The sequence below is a fragment of the Pseudarthrobacter sp. S6 genome (assembly GCF_050156575.1).
In the GTDB taxonomy this organism is placed as follows: domain Bacteria; phylum Actinomycetota; class Actinomycetes; order Actinomycetales; family Micrococcaceae; genus Arthrobacter.
Map to the genome: position 1 here is coordinate 1494541 of NZ_CP189581.1, position 13111 is coordinate 1507651.

Consider the following 13111-nt stretch of genomic DNA (forward strand, 5'->3'; position numbering starts at 1 on the left):
ATAGTTTGCATAGCCTTCATGTAGTTGTGGTTGGCGCCCTGTGTGGCCGCCACTCTTGAGCGGTCAGCGGTGCTGACAGCGGACATATTGGAATCGCTAGTTGAAGCGGTGAAGACCATGCGAGTCGAAGCCCGGGCGAATCAAGCCCAACAAGAACAAGCCCAGCAGGGAACTATCGATGTCTCCTTGAGCGGTGCCCCAGAGCCGGCAACGCTGGCAGTCCCGGTGGACCAGATTATGGTGGCCGTGGACGGGGTGCAGCGCTACGTTGTCTCGCATCTCTCGCGCATCGGCCGCGCGTGCGATGTGGACGATGTCATGCAGGACATCCGGGTGGCCGTCTGGGATGGGGTGACGCGAGGTCATTACCGGCAACTACCCGGAGTGCCGTTCGGCGCATGGGTCCAGGGCGTGTGCGCGAATGTGTGCGCGGCACACATTCGCCGGGAGATGACCCACCAGACGCTACCGCTGCTCCTGGAGCCAGAGGCCGACGGCTGTCGGTCGCTTGACGCAGTGACGCTGCTCGGTATGGACCGTGGGGCTGATCGAAGCGCTGAGAAGTTTGTCGACCAGCAGTGGGCGCGAACCATTATCGAACTGACCCGGGAGAGCGTTCCTGGCGGAGTGTGGGAACTTGCCGTCGACAGTCTCACCGGGCCGCGGCGGTACGGTCCGCCCTCGCCGCAGGACCGCCGGCGGTGGCACGCGGCGACAGTGGTCCGCCAGACGGCGAGGACTGTTCAAAGCGCGCTGGAGGTTGACCAAGCCTGCATCCGGAACATCCGGGACGTCTGCGAGCAAGCAGCAGAGTGCTTGCCTACGCCGGTGCTCCGCCGCACGGCGGCAACGATTGTTCGTCCAGACGTCCGGGGCCCGGAACGAACCAGGGCCGTGGTGGCACTGGCCGCCGAGCTTGGCGTCACGGAGCGCTATGTGGCCGTCCAGATCGGCTTCGCCCGGCGGTTGTATCAAACCTCGTGGAGGATTCTCCGGGCTGGAATGCGTTCCGCTCGCTGAGTCATGTCCTAACCGGCGGTTCAGGACATGAACGGGACGTGAAGGGTGGAAAGGTGTTCTCTTTGAGAAATGCACTGCCGAGCCTGGGCCGACGCCGGGGGTGGTGGTTTATGGCGATAGTCATCCTGGGCGTGGCAGCAGTTTTGATGGGTCTCGCGCGGCCACAGTCCGGGCCCGCCGCAGAGTCGGTTGTGCCGCCGTCAAAGGGGCCGGCTGAAGATGGACCGGTTACGCCGCACCCGAAGCCGCAAGGGGAAACCCCGACGGCGGCTCCGGCCATTTCGGGGGCCGTTCCGGATGGTGCCCCGCGCACCACCGACTTCCGGCACGTCGCTTCTGCGGCAGCAACGGCGATCTATTCGTGGGACACCCGTTCGTCGTCGTACTCGGAGGTTTACTCGCGGGTCCGCGCCTGGTGGCACGTGCTGCCGGACGGCTCCAATCCGCTGGCGGTGCTGGTGCAAGAGTTCGAAGCGACAGGCGTCAACGCCGGATCATATGCGTCCTTGGCCAGCCAGCAGGCATACCGCTCGGCCAGCGTCGAGTCGTTGACGTGCGACGGCGAGCTGGCCAAGGTGCGCGAACAGCCGGCTCCGTGGGTGGGGCTGCATGTGTGCACCGTCTCCCTTCAGGTTCTGGAACAGTCGACGGCGACCCGGAACTCGTACACGGCCCCTGTCAGTGTGATGGTGAACTGCCCGCCCGCCTCCACGGCACCGCCGGATCGCTGCGCCATGGTCGCCTTCTACGCTTCGCCTAACAGGATCGTGTACTGATGCCTGCTGCTGTGCTGCTGGCGGGGCTTGCTACGCGTCGGGCTATTTGGCGGGCAGTGGTGGCAGCGGTCTCAGCGCTGTTTCTGGCGGGTGCCCTTGCGTTCTGCGCCGCGGTCGCGGTGCTCGGGGCCAATTCAGCAAAGGCGGCGTCTGTCTGCTCACCAGCGTCCTTGGGTACTTCGCCTGTCGCCAGGGCACCCGCTGCGATTGTCCGCGATGGTAGCCAGCCAAGCCTGAATCTGACCGCCCGACAAGCGGCTGTGGCGGAGGACTACGTTTCAATCGGAAAGCAGTTGGGAATACCTCGGGATGGCCAGGTCATTGCGATCATGGTGGCCTTGCAGGAATCCAGCTTGAGGGTCCTGGCCAACGCGAACGTGCCCGATTCGCTTAGTTACCCGAATGACGGTGTCGGCAGAGACCACGATTCTCTGGGAAGTGCCCAGCAGCGGCCAGCGGCAGGCTGGGGGAGCGTTGCTCAACTGATGGATTCCGCGTACAACGTGCGGGCCTTCTACGGCGGGCCCACTGGCCCAAACCGCGGGAGTCCACGGGGGCTGCTGGATATCCGTGGCTGGCAGTCCATGACCAAAGGCCAAGCTGCCCAGGCGGTCCAAGTGTCCGCTTTCCCGGAACTATATGCGCGCTGGGAGGCTGAAGCGACGGCCATTGTTGACGCTCTCGATGACGGTACGGCACCGGTTCTCTGCAACGGAGCGCCGAACCTCAAGCCGATGATCGCAGAACCCGCCAATCTGACTGAGATCCGCAAAGACATCTTGCGGTTTACGTTGGAAGGCGTCGGCGGCACGTATATATGGGGCGGGACGGCGTTCAAAGCCTGGGACTGCTCCGGCTACGTGCAGTGGATTTATCGGCAGGCCGGCATCAACCTCCCTCGAGTGGAGCAATGGCGCGTCGGTGTGAGAACTGACAATCCCCAGCCAGGAGACCTGGTCGTCCAGAACGCCCAAGGGCCGAACAATTGGGGACACGTTGGCATCTTTGCCGGGAACGGCATGATGTGGAGTGCGCTCAATCCTTCGGTGGGGACGCTGCTGCATCCCATAGCTTGGAATTCGGACACGGCGTACTTTGATCTTGTAATGTAGCGGTAGAAGTTGCGGCCGTCCGCGACGCCCACCACCGCCTGCTGTCCGGTTCTCCGAGGGCATCTCCCTAACCATGCATGTGAGAAGGCATTAGCGCGGTGGCTGGATACAGCTGCTGTGGCCTGAGTCGTTCATCAAGTACAGCCAGCCGTTGGTCTCGACGTGTGCATGGAATTCGTTCTCGAATGCGACTTCGTCATGCTGAGCCATTTACAGAGTTCCTCCGAAGATCTTCGGACCGCCGATGGCATCAAGAGCCTGACGCATGCGGGTTTGGCTCTGAATTAGCCAATCGACCATTTCGGGCCAGCGCGCGGTGTCTGTGACGTCGTAATCCGCCGGCCCATCGACGATCTTGGCCGCTTTCCGGCCGTCCATCCGGTCCCATTCCACGGCGCGCCCGAGGGCGGCTTCAAAAATGTCCCGTTGCGCCAGCGCTGCTTCGAAGCGCTGGGAGTTGATAGTCGCATCTGGGTCTTCGAAGTAGAACTGGGTGATCATACCTGCGCGCGTAAACGCCATCGAGAGCACCACGCCACGTGCTCCGGTGGATGTGTTGGCCCAGCTTTGCGTGCTCCGGCGACCGCGGGTCCATGTCGGGTGTTGGGTCCGGATTCGCTCGAGTGCGAGCGCCCAGAACTCTGCGTAGATGGCTGCTTTGCCGCCTGCCTCAGACGACGCCGATGTCGCGCGTCGCACCTGTTTCTCCCAGTCATTCGGCTGGGCTACCAACTCAAAGCTCGGTGCTGGCTCCGAACCACCGATCCGCACCACTTTGATGACCACGCCGAAGAATCGAGTGTTCTCATCAGTCCGCTCATTCAGCCAGTCGATTGCCGCTCGATGCTCCGGCCGGAATCCGGTTGTGAGCCAAATGATCGTTGTTGGGTCGGTTCCGGCGGCATAGGTAAGGATCTGGCCCAAGTGGGTATGGTCTGAGAATTCCAACTGGTTCTCGACGATGACAACGTCGCCGGTTGCTTCGTCATACCCCTTCAGATCGAGACTGAAGTCGCCGACTGGATGTTCGGCCGCTTCCAGGATGAGCTCCATCCCCAGCAGATCACTCAGAACGTCAACATTCTGAAGCAGCCATGGCGTGAAGTGATGTGCCTCGTGCGGCCACACCTCACGGGGCTGGACCTGAACAATGCGACCAAGCTGCGCCAATGAGTTCACCATCACGCAACCTCTTCCCTAGATGCGATGGATTTCTTCATGGATTCCCCCATTGGAAAAGTTGAATGATGCATCGAGAATCATATGCCGGTGCCAGTGCCTGCCCGGCACATGACGTTCCGCTGCCACCCGAGTACCAGATGGCCGGAAGCAGACCCGGCGCTGACGCGAAAGATTAGTGTGCAGTGGAGCCCGGAACCGGATTGCCGCAAGGGTATGTTCTCACAATCGTGCTCGGTCAGCTTGTCATTCAGAGGCTACGGTTCACGTCGCCAGCTCGGAAGTGGATGTGACGACCGAGATGCGGATGCCGCAGTTATGGCCGAGAAACGCGGCGCTGCAATGGCCGGGCGGACAACCCTGCACTGACGACTCGTTCCTCGTTACGCCGAGGGAAGATGATCAGATCTGTGGGCGAACATTTGGAGCTACATCCATGGCGTCCAGCGGTTGATTGGACGCAGAGCACGCAACCTCTCAGTGTGCTGGAGCCCGTCCCTAAGGACTCTTACAGTCCGCTCTCGCCTTTCCACTCCTCCGGTGTCACTCGCTTGATGCTCGACGAGTGCGCCCACCCCATGTGGTACTTGCCGGAAGAATCGAGCCATTCAATCAGTCCGTAGGTGTGCGTCCATCCCACAGCCTTACCGTAGATCCCGCTGACGTACACCAGAGGCCGGCCGTACTTGGGGAAGTCTTTGATTGGATCAGGGTCGTCAATCGGCCGGCTCTCTTCGGCTTGAATCCGGGCAAACATGCGCTCGGAGTCGTCTGGACTACCACGCTTGATCACCGGACAAGTATAGAACATATATTCGAACAGAAATCTGGGTGGCAGCGCAGCGGTGTGCTCCAGCTGGTTGAGGCAGCGAACCCGTGGACACGTTGCGCAAGTGTCCTTATCGGGCCACACACGGTCATGTCGCCCCGTCCCGCCGCCTCCATGAAGTCGTGAACCCAAACCCTTACGCCCTTCGATGACAACAAATGGAGTGCCCAATGTTGATGGCAGCTGTAGACCCCGGAATCACCCCGAACGCCAGCTTTCCCTTTCTTGAATCGCTGAAACAGATCGGCGGCGGCATCTTGGTCGGCGCGTTCATAGTGATCGCCATTGTCGCAATCGTCGGCGCAGCGATGCTCCTGGCGGGGAAGCTGAGCCAATCCTCGCGGCTGGCGTCCGGCGGCGGCATGATCCTGCTCTGGACCGGCCCCGTGGCCGCGATCCTGGGCGGCATCAACGGCTACATCCTCTGGTCCCAGACGGCGTTCAACCTTGGATTCTAGGTCCCGTCAGTCATGGTTCAGTGTGATCTGAATGGATGGTGGCCGCCCGGGTGCGGTCTCGTGTCTCAAGCCAACGACGGTGTTCAAAGTTCCATCACGTCGTTCTTCGCGAACATTCTGCAAAACGTCGCCGCCTGGATCTGGTCGTTTATCACGGGCGCTTTCAGCGTCTCGGATGTAGATGATTCTCAGTGGACCGCCATCGAAGGACTGACGAATTGGTGGGTCGTAGTCATGCTCACGCCGCTCATCGTCGTGATGATCCTCCAACTGCTCTCCGCCCTCATCAGTCAGCAACCCCGCCGTCTGGTGCGGGCGCTCGCGGGCGGCGCCGCCGCTATCCCCATGGTCGCGGGCGCCGTCTACCTGGTCCGCCAGCTCACCAAAGTCAGCGATGCGGCGTCGACGGCGCTACTCGGCTCACTGGGAACAGACCCCTACGTGCTGTTTATGCGGCTCTTCGGTTTCGAGAAAGCTCCTGCCGGCTCTGGGCGGGAGTGGAACGTCGTGGCACTGGCACCCGGGTCCACTGGCGGCGCGGCTGGGGCCGTCGTCGTCACCGCCATGGCCGTCATCGTGGTCTGGGCTCTGGCGTTCATTTTGATGTGCTCGATGATCTTCCGGTCGTTCGCGCTCATCGTGCTGGCCGCCGTCGCCCCGGTCGCGCTGATGCTGATGCCGTGGGAGAAGACGAAATCAATGACGCGCCGGTGGACAGAGATCGTGGTCGCACTGCTCTTGGCCAAGCCGCTGGCCGCGACAGTGCTCGCGGTGGCCATCAAACTATTTGCCGAGTCGAAGTCGTTCGCCGGTTTGGCGGCTGGGACGGTCGGGATGGCTCTGGCGTGCGCCGCGCCCATGATGGCGCTGCGCCTTGTGAGCTTTGCCGGTGGCGAGCTGGCGGCAGCCGCGCAGACTGCAGGTGGCGGCCACGTGCTTTCCCGGAGTTCTGGCTTCGCTGCCCGGCAGATCAGTCGGCAGACGGGCGGCCGCTTCACGCTCGCTGCGTTGGCCAGCCGCTCAGCCATGAACCGCCCCATCCAGTCCAGCAGGCCGGTATCTCCCACTAGGACGCTGCCGCCCCGTGTACCGCTGCCCGGGATCGGGACAGGCCCGACGCCGTCGCAGACTTCCGGCGGTGGAGGCACCGCTGTGATGCTCGACGCCGGGCCGTCGCCTTCCGGCCCCATGTCGCCGCATGCGCGGAAAGAGCACGAGACAACACGACCGAATGCGCGCACGTCGCCAAGCGGACCGATGACCGGCGCGAACCTCGAGCCCGCACGGCCGCCGTCGCCCCAGTCCGCAACGGATCCCAAAGCCGTTCCTGCAGCGGCGCCGCCAGTGCGGCCGCTGGAGCCGCGGCAACCAATCGTCCAGCCACCCAAGGATGGAGATTCCCGTGTCTGAGAACTCCCGGGCCCTCGAAGCCGTCAAATTTCCCAGATATGAGCGACGCGGCTTGTTCATGGGTCTGATGTGGTACCAATTGCTCTTCCTCGCTGGCGGTGTCCTGGTGGCCAGCACGGCATCGGCGGTCAGCGGCCCTGCCGGCCTTTTCGCCTCGGGACCAATGTGGCTGACGCTGCTACTCCTCGGGTTACTGCAGTACTCACGGATTCCCTACCCGGTCTGGGCCAGCCACGCTGTCCTGTTCTTCGTCAGGCTAGCCACGAAACAGACCCGCTTTCTCGTGAGGCCTGAACGGGCTGCCCTGGCCGGGCGGCTGGCGCTGCCCGGCGGATTGGGGAACCTGGAGGTGCGCCGGACGTCCAGCAGCGAGGCGTTCATCGTGGACGCCCGCGGCAGGGAAGCCATCGCCGTGTTGCGGTGTAGCACAAGATCATTCGCCCTGTTGGACTCTGACGACAAGGCGTGGGCTGTGCAGTCATGGTCTCGAGTGCAGGCAGGTTTGGCTCAGCGCAGCAGCGTTGCGAGAATCGCAGTGCAGGATTACACGGTCCCGTATCCCTCGTCAGCTCTGCGCGACTTCTATGGCCGGACAGTCACGAACGCGGACCGCGATGGGGAACTCACCTGGGGACAGCGAGCCTACGAGGACCTGATCTCCGCAGCCGGCTCGGCGATGAGCCATGACCTCTTGCTCACCCTTGTTGTGGACACCGCCAAGGCCCGACGCCGTATCAGAGAGAGCGGCGGGGGACTGGTCGGCGTCGAACGTGTCCTGCGGCTGGAAGTCGAGGCCATGACCACCGCGCTAGGCACTCACAATGTCAGGGTGGAGGAGTGGCTTCCCGAGGCGGGCATCCTCGACGTTGTCCGTGGTGCCTTCGATCCCGCCGCTGTTCCGGACGCCGTTTCGGCGCCTGACCACCAGAACGACGGCGACCCCAAGGTTCAGAGCCTCCCGGCGGGACCCATGGCAGTCGACGAGCACTGGACCTATCTGCGCACGGACACGGGCTTTCATCAAACCTTCTGGATCGCCGAATGGCCCCGGCAGAAGGTCTTTCCGGGCTTCCTCCATCCGCTGATCTATGTCGGGGAATTCCGCCATACGGTGACTGAGGTGATCCGGGCCGTACCCACAACTGAGGCACTGCGGGACATCCGATCCGCCCAGGAAGCCCACGAAACCAGGCGACGCATCAACACACGCTTCGACAGGCCACTCACCCGGGAGCAACGGGCCGAGGAGGAAGAAGTTGCCCAGCGGGAGGAAGAGATCGTCGCTGGTCACGGCGACGTCCGTCCGGCTGCCTACGTGACCATCACGGCGTCCACCCTTGAAGATTTGGCCCGGCATAGGCAGGAACTGGAATCGGCTGCGGCAGGAGCCTTCGTCGAACTGCGGCTGCTAGCCGGGCAGCAGTGGGCCGCATTCGTCGCTGGCGCGCTTCCGTTCGGGAGGGGGCTTCGATGACACGAGCACGTCAATCGGTTCAGTTCGTGCCGACCGGTGGAACCAGACAGGAGCGGAAGGAACGACGCCGACGCTCAGCCGCCGGAGACAGCCAACCGTGGGAGGTCGCGCTCCACGCCTTGAGAGGGAGGGCAGATTCTGCACTCGACAGGAACGAACTCGGCGACTGGGGGAGCCGCGAACCCAACTCCCTGCGTGGCCCACACCGTTTGCGCCCGGCACCACACCGCGCGTCCACCATGACCTTTGCCGCTGCCTACCCTTTCATTACCGAGTCAGGCCTGGGCCATGAAGGAACATACATTGGCACTGACGTGTTCGGCTCTGGCGCGTTTGCCTATGATCCGTGGATTCTCTATGACAAGGGCGTCATCAGCGGTCCTTCAATAGTGGTTATCGGCACCGTTGGGACTGGTAAGTCCATGTGCGGAAAGTCCCTGGTGGCTCGGTCGATCACACTGGGGCGGAAGGCCGCCGTCGCGTCCGACCCCAAGGGGGAATGGGTCGCCGTCGCCCATGCAGTGGGTGGCAAGGTCATTTCAGTTGGCCCGGGTCGTTCCGCTCGCGTCAACCCACTCGACGCGGGACCGCGCTCCAGCGCACTGAGCGAGGCACAATGGCAGGCCGTGGTTCGGCAACGCCGCCGCTATCTGTTGGTGGCACTGGTCTCCCTGATGCGGCAAGGGATGCCGCTAAGCCCTGTCGAACACACGGCACTGGACATGGCTCTGATGGAGACCGTTGCCGAGAACTCGAATCCCACATTGCCTATGGTCCTGGACCACTTGCTGAACCCGTCAAAAGAAACGATCGGATTAGTGGGCAAGGACGGGGGACAAGCAGTCAGCCACTCCCTGCGCCGCACAGTCTCTGGCGACTTGGAAGGGATGTTTGATGCTCCGTCCACTGTTTCTTTCGATGCCGAAGCACCCATGATGGTGATGGACACCTCCGCGCTGATCGGCGCCTCGGAGCAGGCGCTATCGCTTGCGGCGGCGTGTGGCGCCACCTGGCTCGAGGCAGCAGTCACCAATCCCGACGGCGGCAAACGGCTGGTGGTGTACGACGAAGGCTGGCGAATGTTGGCAGACCCGTACATGCTCGCCAAGATGAGCGAGCAGTGGCGACTTGCCCGTACCTACGGCATCGCCAATTTGTTGATCATGCACAAAGTCGCCGACCTCAATGAAATCGGCGACAGCACCAGCGGCCACCGCCAAAAGGCCCTCGGCCTGCTTACCGAAGCGGACACTAGAATCATCTACCGGCAAAAGCACGACGCCATGCGCCTGACCAAAGAAGCACTCGGGCTGACTGAGGCCGAATGTGAGCACGTAGAAAACCTTCCCAAGGGCGTGGGACTCTGGAAGGTCGGGAACCGCTCCTTCATCGTGGCCAACAGGGTCACTACTGACGAGCTGGCAGTCTTCGGCACCGATGACCGGATGGTCTGAGGCCAGGATGAATCGGCGAAGCACTGACAGTCCGCTGGTCACAGCCGGCCTGATGGCGACAGCCAGCTATGTCTGTCTGTGCGTCCTCGTCCAGGCAGCCGCCCAAACCCTGACCTCTTGGCGCTGCGGCGACAGTCCGCCGTCGCCCTTCAACCCTGGCGCCGCCGTCGGACTCCTCATCGGCAGGATCGACTGGATCGTCCGTCAACCAGAGGGGTGCGACGTCGGCGTTGCCAGTGTCGGGTGGGTGGTCGGCCCGGTGCTGATTCTGGTGGCGGCGCTCGCCGTCGGCTGTTACCTGCTTTGGAAACGGTGGAAGCAATCAGGTGCGTGGCTGCGCCAGGACATCCTGAAACGTGAGGGGATCGCCCAGCGCGCCGAAATCCTCCAAGATTTCGGAGCCAGAGCCGTCCGAAGGCGAGGCAAATTCACGCGGCCAGGCCTGGCCGAGCCCCGGATCCAGGACGTGGCGTGGACCTTGGGCCGTTCCCGCGGAGTCACGATCCATGTCTCCACGGAGGAGTCGATGGTCATTCAGGGCGCCCCACGCTCGGGTAAGGGCCTCTATATAGTCATCAATGCCATCCTCGATGCGCCGGGCGCCGTGGTCACTACCTCCACCCGTGCTGACAACCTTGTAGTCACAATGACGGCACGCGCCAGTGGCGGTAGACCGGTCACCGTGTTCGACCCGCAGGGCATGTCAGGGCTCCCCTCGACCCTTCGCTGGTCCCCGGTACGAGGCTGCCAGGACCCTGACATCGCCACCCGCCGTGCCCTCGTCATCACCGCCGACACGGCGATGAAGGGCGAGAACGCCGCCTGGCAAAAGCGCTCCCTGATCATCCTGCAATGCCTCCTTCATGCGGCGGCGCTGTCTGGGGAAGGCGTGCGCGCCTTCCGGCGCTGGTCATCGAGTCCTGTCTTGGCGCGCGAGGCTCTGGAAGTACTCAGCAGGCCCGAGGCTGCGCTGGGGTGGCAGGCGGATCTGATGGGAATCCTGGAAGATGACCCTAGGAACACGTCCAACTCCTGGATTGGGGTCTCGGCTGCTGTCGCACCGCTGTCATCCCCGAGGGTGCTTGCCGCGCTGGACCCCCAGGATGAGTCCGTGGAGTTCGACCCAAAAGTATTCATCCGTGACTGCGGTACGTTGTATCTGATCGGCACCCGTGCCGGAGCCGCCGCAGCAGGGCCGTATCTTTCCGCCCTGATCGACGACATCGACAATGCCGCTCGCGAGATGGCCTTCACCGCGCCCGGAGGGCGGCTGGATCCACCGTTGTCCCTGATCCTGGACGAGATTGCCAACCTGGCCCCGTGGCCAGGCCTGCCCATCACCCTCTCTGACGGTGGTGGCATCGGCATTTCGACCCTTGTGGTCCTGCAGTCCCTGTCCCAGGCCCGGACGGGTTGGTCCATCGATGAGGCCGCAACCATCTGGGATTCGCCAAGGATCTGCCGCCACGACGCCTGGAAGGTGGGATCCAGGGGCTCGTCGTCCAGGGGATCGTTCTCGCTGACATAGGCGCGGTTTCCCGTCCTTCCTCGGGTCATGCTCACATACAGCAGTTCGCGCGTGAGCCGGCCCTGCGTCACTACGGTGTGTCCGGTGTCCACGGTGATGCCCTGCGAACGGTGCGCCGTCGTCGCATAGCCCAGCTCAACCGAGGACTCAACATAGTCGCGATGCAGCGTGACTGTCGCGCCGGTATCCCGTCGAACAACGGTCAGCGAGCCGTTGCGCCAGCCGGTACGGACGACGTCCATCATTGTGCCGTTCCGGATGAAGTCGCCGACGCTATCCGTGATGTGGCGGTCATTCCGGCGTGCGATGACCGTATCCCCGGTCCCGGCCCGCAATCCGTCGCCGAGCGGCACTGTGTGCTCCGCGTCCACGGCACCTTGGATTGCGCGGTCGGCCTGGGCACGCTCGTTGAGCATGCTGACGGTGTCGTTGTCCGCCGCGATGAGGATGGACGAGCTGCCGGCACTGATGTCTGCCTGCCAGTTCGAGTAGGCATGGTCCACCATGTCCAAGTAGCTGCCGTGGTCGATCCGTAGGTGAGCTTCATAGTCGGCGATTGCTCCGACGTCGCCTTCCCGGAGCTTGAGGGATGCCGCCTGTTCCCACGCATGTTCGAACCGCCAGATGGCGCTCAGCCGCACGGTCTTGCCCTGCCGGTCCAGCCAGCCAAGGACTCCACCGGCGTCGACAGCGTCCAGCTGCCCCAGGCACCGTCGGTGATGCGCTGGACTCGGTTGACGATGACCATATGGGTGTGGAGCTGCGGATCTCCGGCGCGGGACTCCCAATGGTCGAAGGCCGCGGCGATGGCGCCACGGGTGCCGAGGTGGGCGACGCCGTTGCGGCCGGCCCGTGTATGGATGACGCTTGCTTCGAGCCATTCGAGGGTGGCGTTGACTGCTTGGTGGTGGGTCTGCAGGATTTGGTCCTGAATGCTCCGGGGGCTCAAGGCCCAGAGGACTGACACGGACTTGGGGACGCTGAATGTCAGATCGAAGCCGACGACGGCGTGACGCGTTTCGATTCGGCCCTGGCTGTTTTGGACGACTGTGGGTTGGCCGTGCGGACGGCCCAGGGGAGAGCCGGTGTCTGGGTGGGTGGCGTGGTCGAAGATGGCTTTGGCGTCGGTTTCAGTGACTTTGTCTTCGGTGGTCCGGTTGATGCCTGGCAGGCCGTGGCCGAGCCAATAGCCCTGAGGGGTTCCGGCCTTCATGTAGTACGTGGTGGCGTCGCCGGGGGTGACGGTCAGATCGTCCATCATGGTGGTTTTGAACAGGTACTTCAGGCCGGACTGGGCCGAGAGCCTGGCGATGGACATTGTCATGGCTGCGCGGCTTGGGGGTTGCGGCTGGCAGACGACCAGCCGCGACGGCGAAAGAGCTGTTTGGTGCTGTTGTCGAGTTCGACACCGACTGCACGGGTGAGGGCCAGTAGCTTGCCGGCGATGTGGAGGAGGTCCTGAGCGCCGGTTTGCTGGACTGTGTGGAGGCGTACGACGTCGGCGCCCAGGCTCCTGATGGTTGCCCTTTGGTCAGCGTTCTCGGCTTCGAGGCGGTCGATGTCGGTTGCCTGGGAACGGAGCTGGCCGAGAACGTTGTCCAGTTCCTGTTTGCCAGCGGGGCCTGGGGCTGCCGGGGCATTCGAGGAATCAGGGGCCGCGCCATGGGGTGGGACCTGGCAGCGGAGGGGTTGGCGTCCCTGCGGTGTGTGGCGCCGCCGTCGCCGGTCACGCTGTCTGTTGGCGCAGCGGGTGGAGCAGAACCGTTGCGACGTGCGCGACGGTATGTAACGTCCTCGACATTCCTCGCAAGTTTTCCCGCTCACCACCGTTCATCAACGAGGATGCAACGGGCGACATGACTGGCCGTGAG

At 63.3% G+C, this 13111-nt stretch carries 13 protein-coding genes and 1 pseudogene; 9 read left to right on the forward strand and 5 right to left on the reverse strand.

Annotated elements, in window-relative coordinates:
- Nucleotides 1-42: 42 nt before the first annotated feature.
- From ACQCS0_RS07270 to ACQCS0_RS07280, 3 genes are all read left to right on the forward strand, one after another.
- Nucleotides 43-1020, forward strand: a complete 978-nt coding sequence (locus ACQCS0_RS07270) for a hypothetical protein (RefSeq protein ID WP_426940120.1) — start codon at nt 43-45, stop codon at nt 1018-1020.
- 62 nt (nt 1021-1082) lie between these two features.
- A complete protein-coding gene (locus ACQCS0_RS07275; protein WP_426940121.1) occupies nt 1083-1796 on the forward strand; it encodes a hypothetical protein in 714 nt (237 codons plus the stop codon).
- On the forward strand, nt 1796-2908 hold the full coding sequence (locus ACQCS0_RS07280; protein ID WP_426940122.1) for a C40 family peptidase: 1113 nt from the start codon (nt 1796-1798) through the stop codon (nt 2906-2908). Before ACQCS0_RS07275 ends, ACQCS0_RS07280 begins: the two co-directional genes overlap by 1 nt.
- Before the next feature lie 210 nt (nt 2909-3118).
- Here ACQCS0_RS07280 and ACQCS0_RS07285 read toward each other — a convergent pair whose 3' ends face one another.
- Nucleotides 3119-4090: a DUF4268 domain-containing protein gene (locus ACQCS0_RS07285; protein WP_426940123.1), complete on the reverse strand. Its 972-nt coding sequence runs from the start codon at nt 4088-4090 to the stop codon at nt 3119-3121.
- Nucleotides 4091-4595: 505 nt separating this feature from the next.
- Nucleotides 4596-4880: a hypothetical protein gene (locus tag ACQCS0_RS07290; protein WP_426940124.1), complete on the reverse strand. Its 285-nt coding sequence runs from the start codon at nt 4878-4880 to the stop codon at nt 4596-4598.
- Nucleotides 4881-5086: 206 nt separating this feature from the next.
- Here ACQCS0_RS07290 and ACQCS0_RS07295 point away from each other — a divergent pair, with 206 nt between their 5' ends.
- The 6 genes from ACQCS0_RS07295 (at nt 5087) to ACQCS0_RS07320 (ending at nt 11776) form a co-directional block, all read left to right on the forward strand.
- Nucleotides 5087-5374: a hypothetical protein gene (locus tag ACQCS0_RS07295; RefSeq protein WP_190989882.1), complete on the forward strand. Its 288-nt coding sequence runs from the start codon at nt 5087-5089 to the stop codon at nt 5372-5374.
- A 60-nt stretch (nt 5375-5434) separates the two neighbouring features.
- The gene (locus tag ACQCS0_RS07300; protein ID WP_426940125.1) at nt 5435-6784 is read left to right on the forward strand and encodes a hypothetical protein; all 1350 of its coding nucleotides are present in this window, start codon (nt 5435-5437) and stop codon (nt 6782-6784) included.
- Nucleotides 6777-8258 carry an SCO6880 family protein gene (locus ACQCS0_RS07305; RefSeq protein ID WP_426940126.1) on the forward strand — a complete coding sequence of 494 codons (1482 nt, stop codon included), beginning with the start codon at nt 6777-6779 and terminating at the stop codon, nt 8256-8258. Before ACQCS0_RS07300 ends, ACQCS0_RS07305 begins: the two co-directional genes overlap by 8 nt.
- Nucleotides 8259-8497: 239 nt before the next feature.
- Nucleotides 8498-9712, forward strand: a complete 1215-nt coding sequence (locus tag ACQCS0_RS07310) for an ATP-binding protein (RefSeq protein ID WP_426940127.1) — start codon at nt 8498-8500, stop codon at nt 9710-9712.
- A gap of 52 nt (nt 9713-9764) precedes the next feature.
- Nucleotides 9765-11240, forward strand: a complete 1476-nt coding sequence (locus ACQCS0_RS07315; protein ID WP_426940128.1) for a type IV secretory system conjugative DNA transfer family protein — start codon at nt 9765-9767, stop codon at nt 11238-11240.
- Between the two features lie 161 nt (nt 11241-11401).
- Entirely contained in the window at nt 11402-11776 is a 375-nt protein-coding gene (locus tag ACQCS0_RS07320) for a hypothetical protein (protein WP_426940129.1), read from the forward strand.
- A 42-nt stretch (nt 11777-11818) separates the two neighbouring features.
- Here the strand turns inward: ACQCS0_RS07320 and ACQCS0_RS07325 are convergent.
- From ACQCS0_RS07325 to ACQCS0_RS07335, 3 genes and pseudogenes are all read right to left on the reverse strand, one after another.
- A pseudogene (locus ACQCS0_RS07325) lies at nt 11819-11881 on the reverse strand (hypothetical protein); the annotation flags it as partial.
- The gene (gene mobF / locus ACQCS0_RS07330) at nt 11872-12564 is read right to left on the reverse strand and encodes a MobF family relaxase (RefSeq protein ID WP_426940130.1); all 693 of its coding nucleotides are present in this window, start codon (nt 12562-12564) and stop codon (nt 11872-11874) included. The pseudogene ACQCS0_RS07325 and the gene mobF, both read right to left, overlap by 10 nt.
- Nucleotides 12561-13064 (reverse strand): hypothetical protein, encoded by a 504-nt coding sequence (locus tag ACQCS0_RS07335; RefSeq protein ID WP_426940131.1) that lies wholly within the window; start codon nt 13062-13064, stop codon nt 12561-12563. The genes mobF and ACQCS0_RS07335 overlap by 4 nt, the downstream gene beginning before the upstream one ends.
- Nucleotides 13065-13111 lie beyond the last annotated feature (47 nt).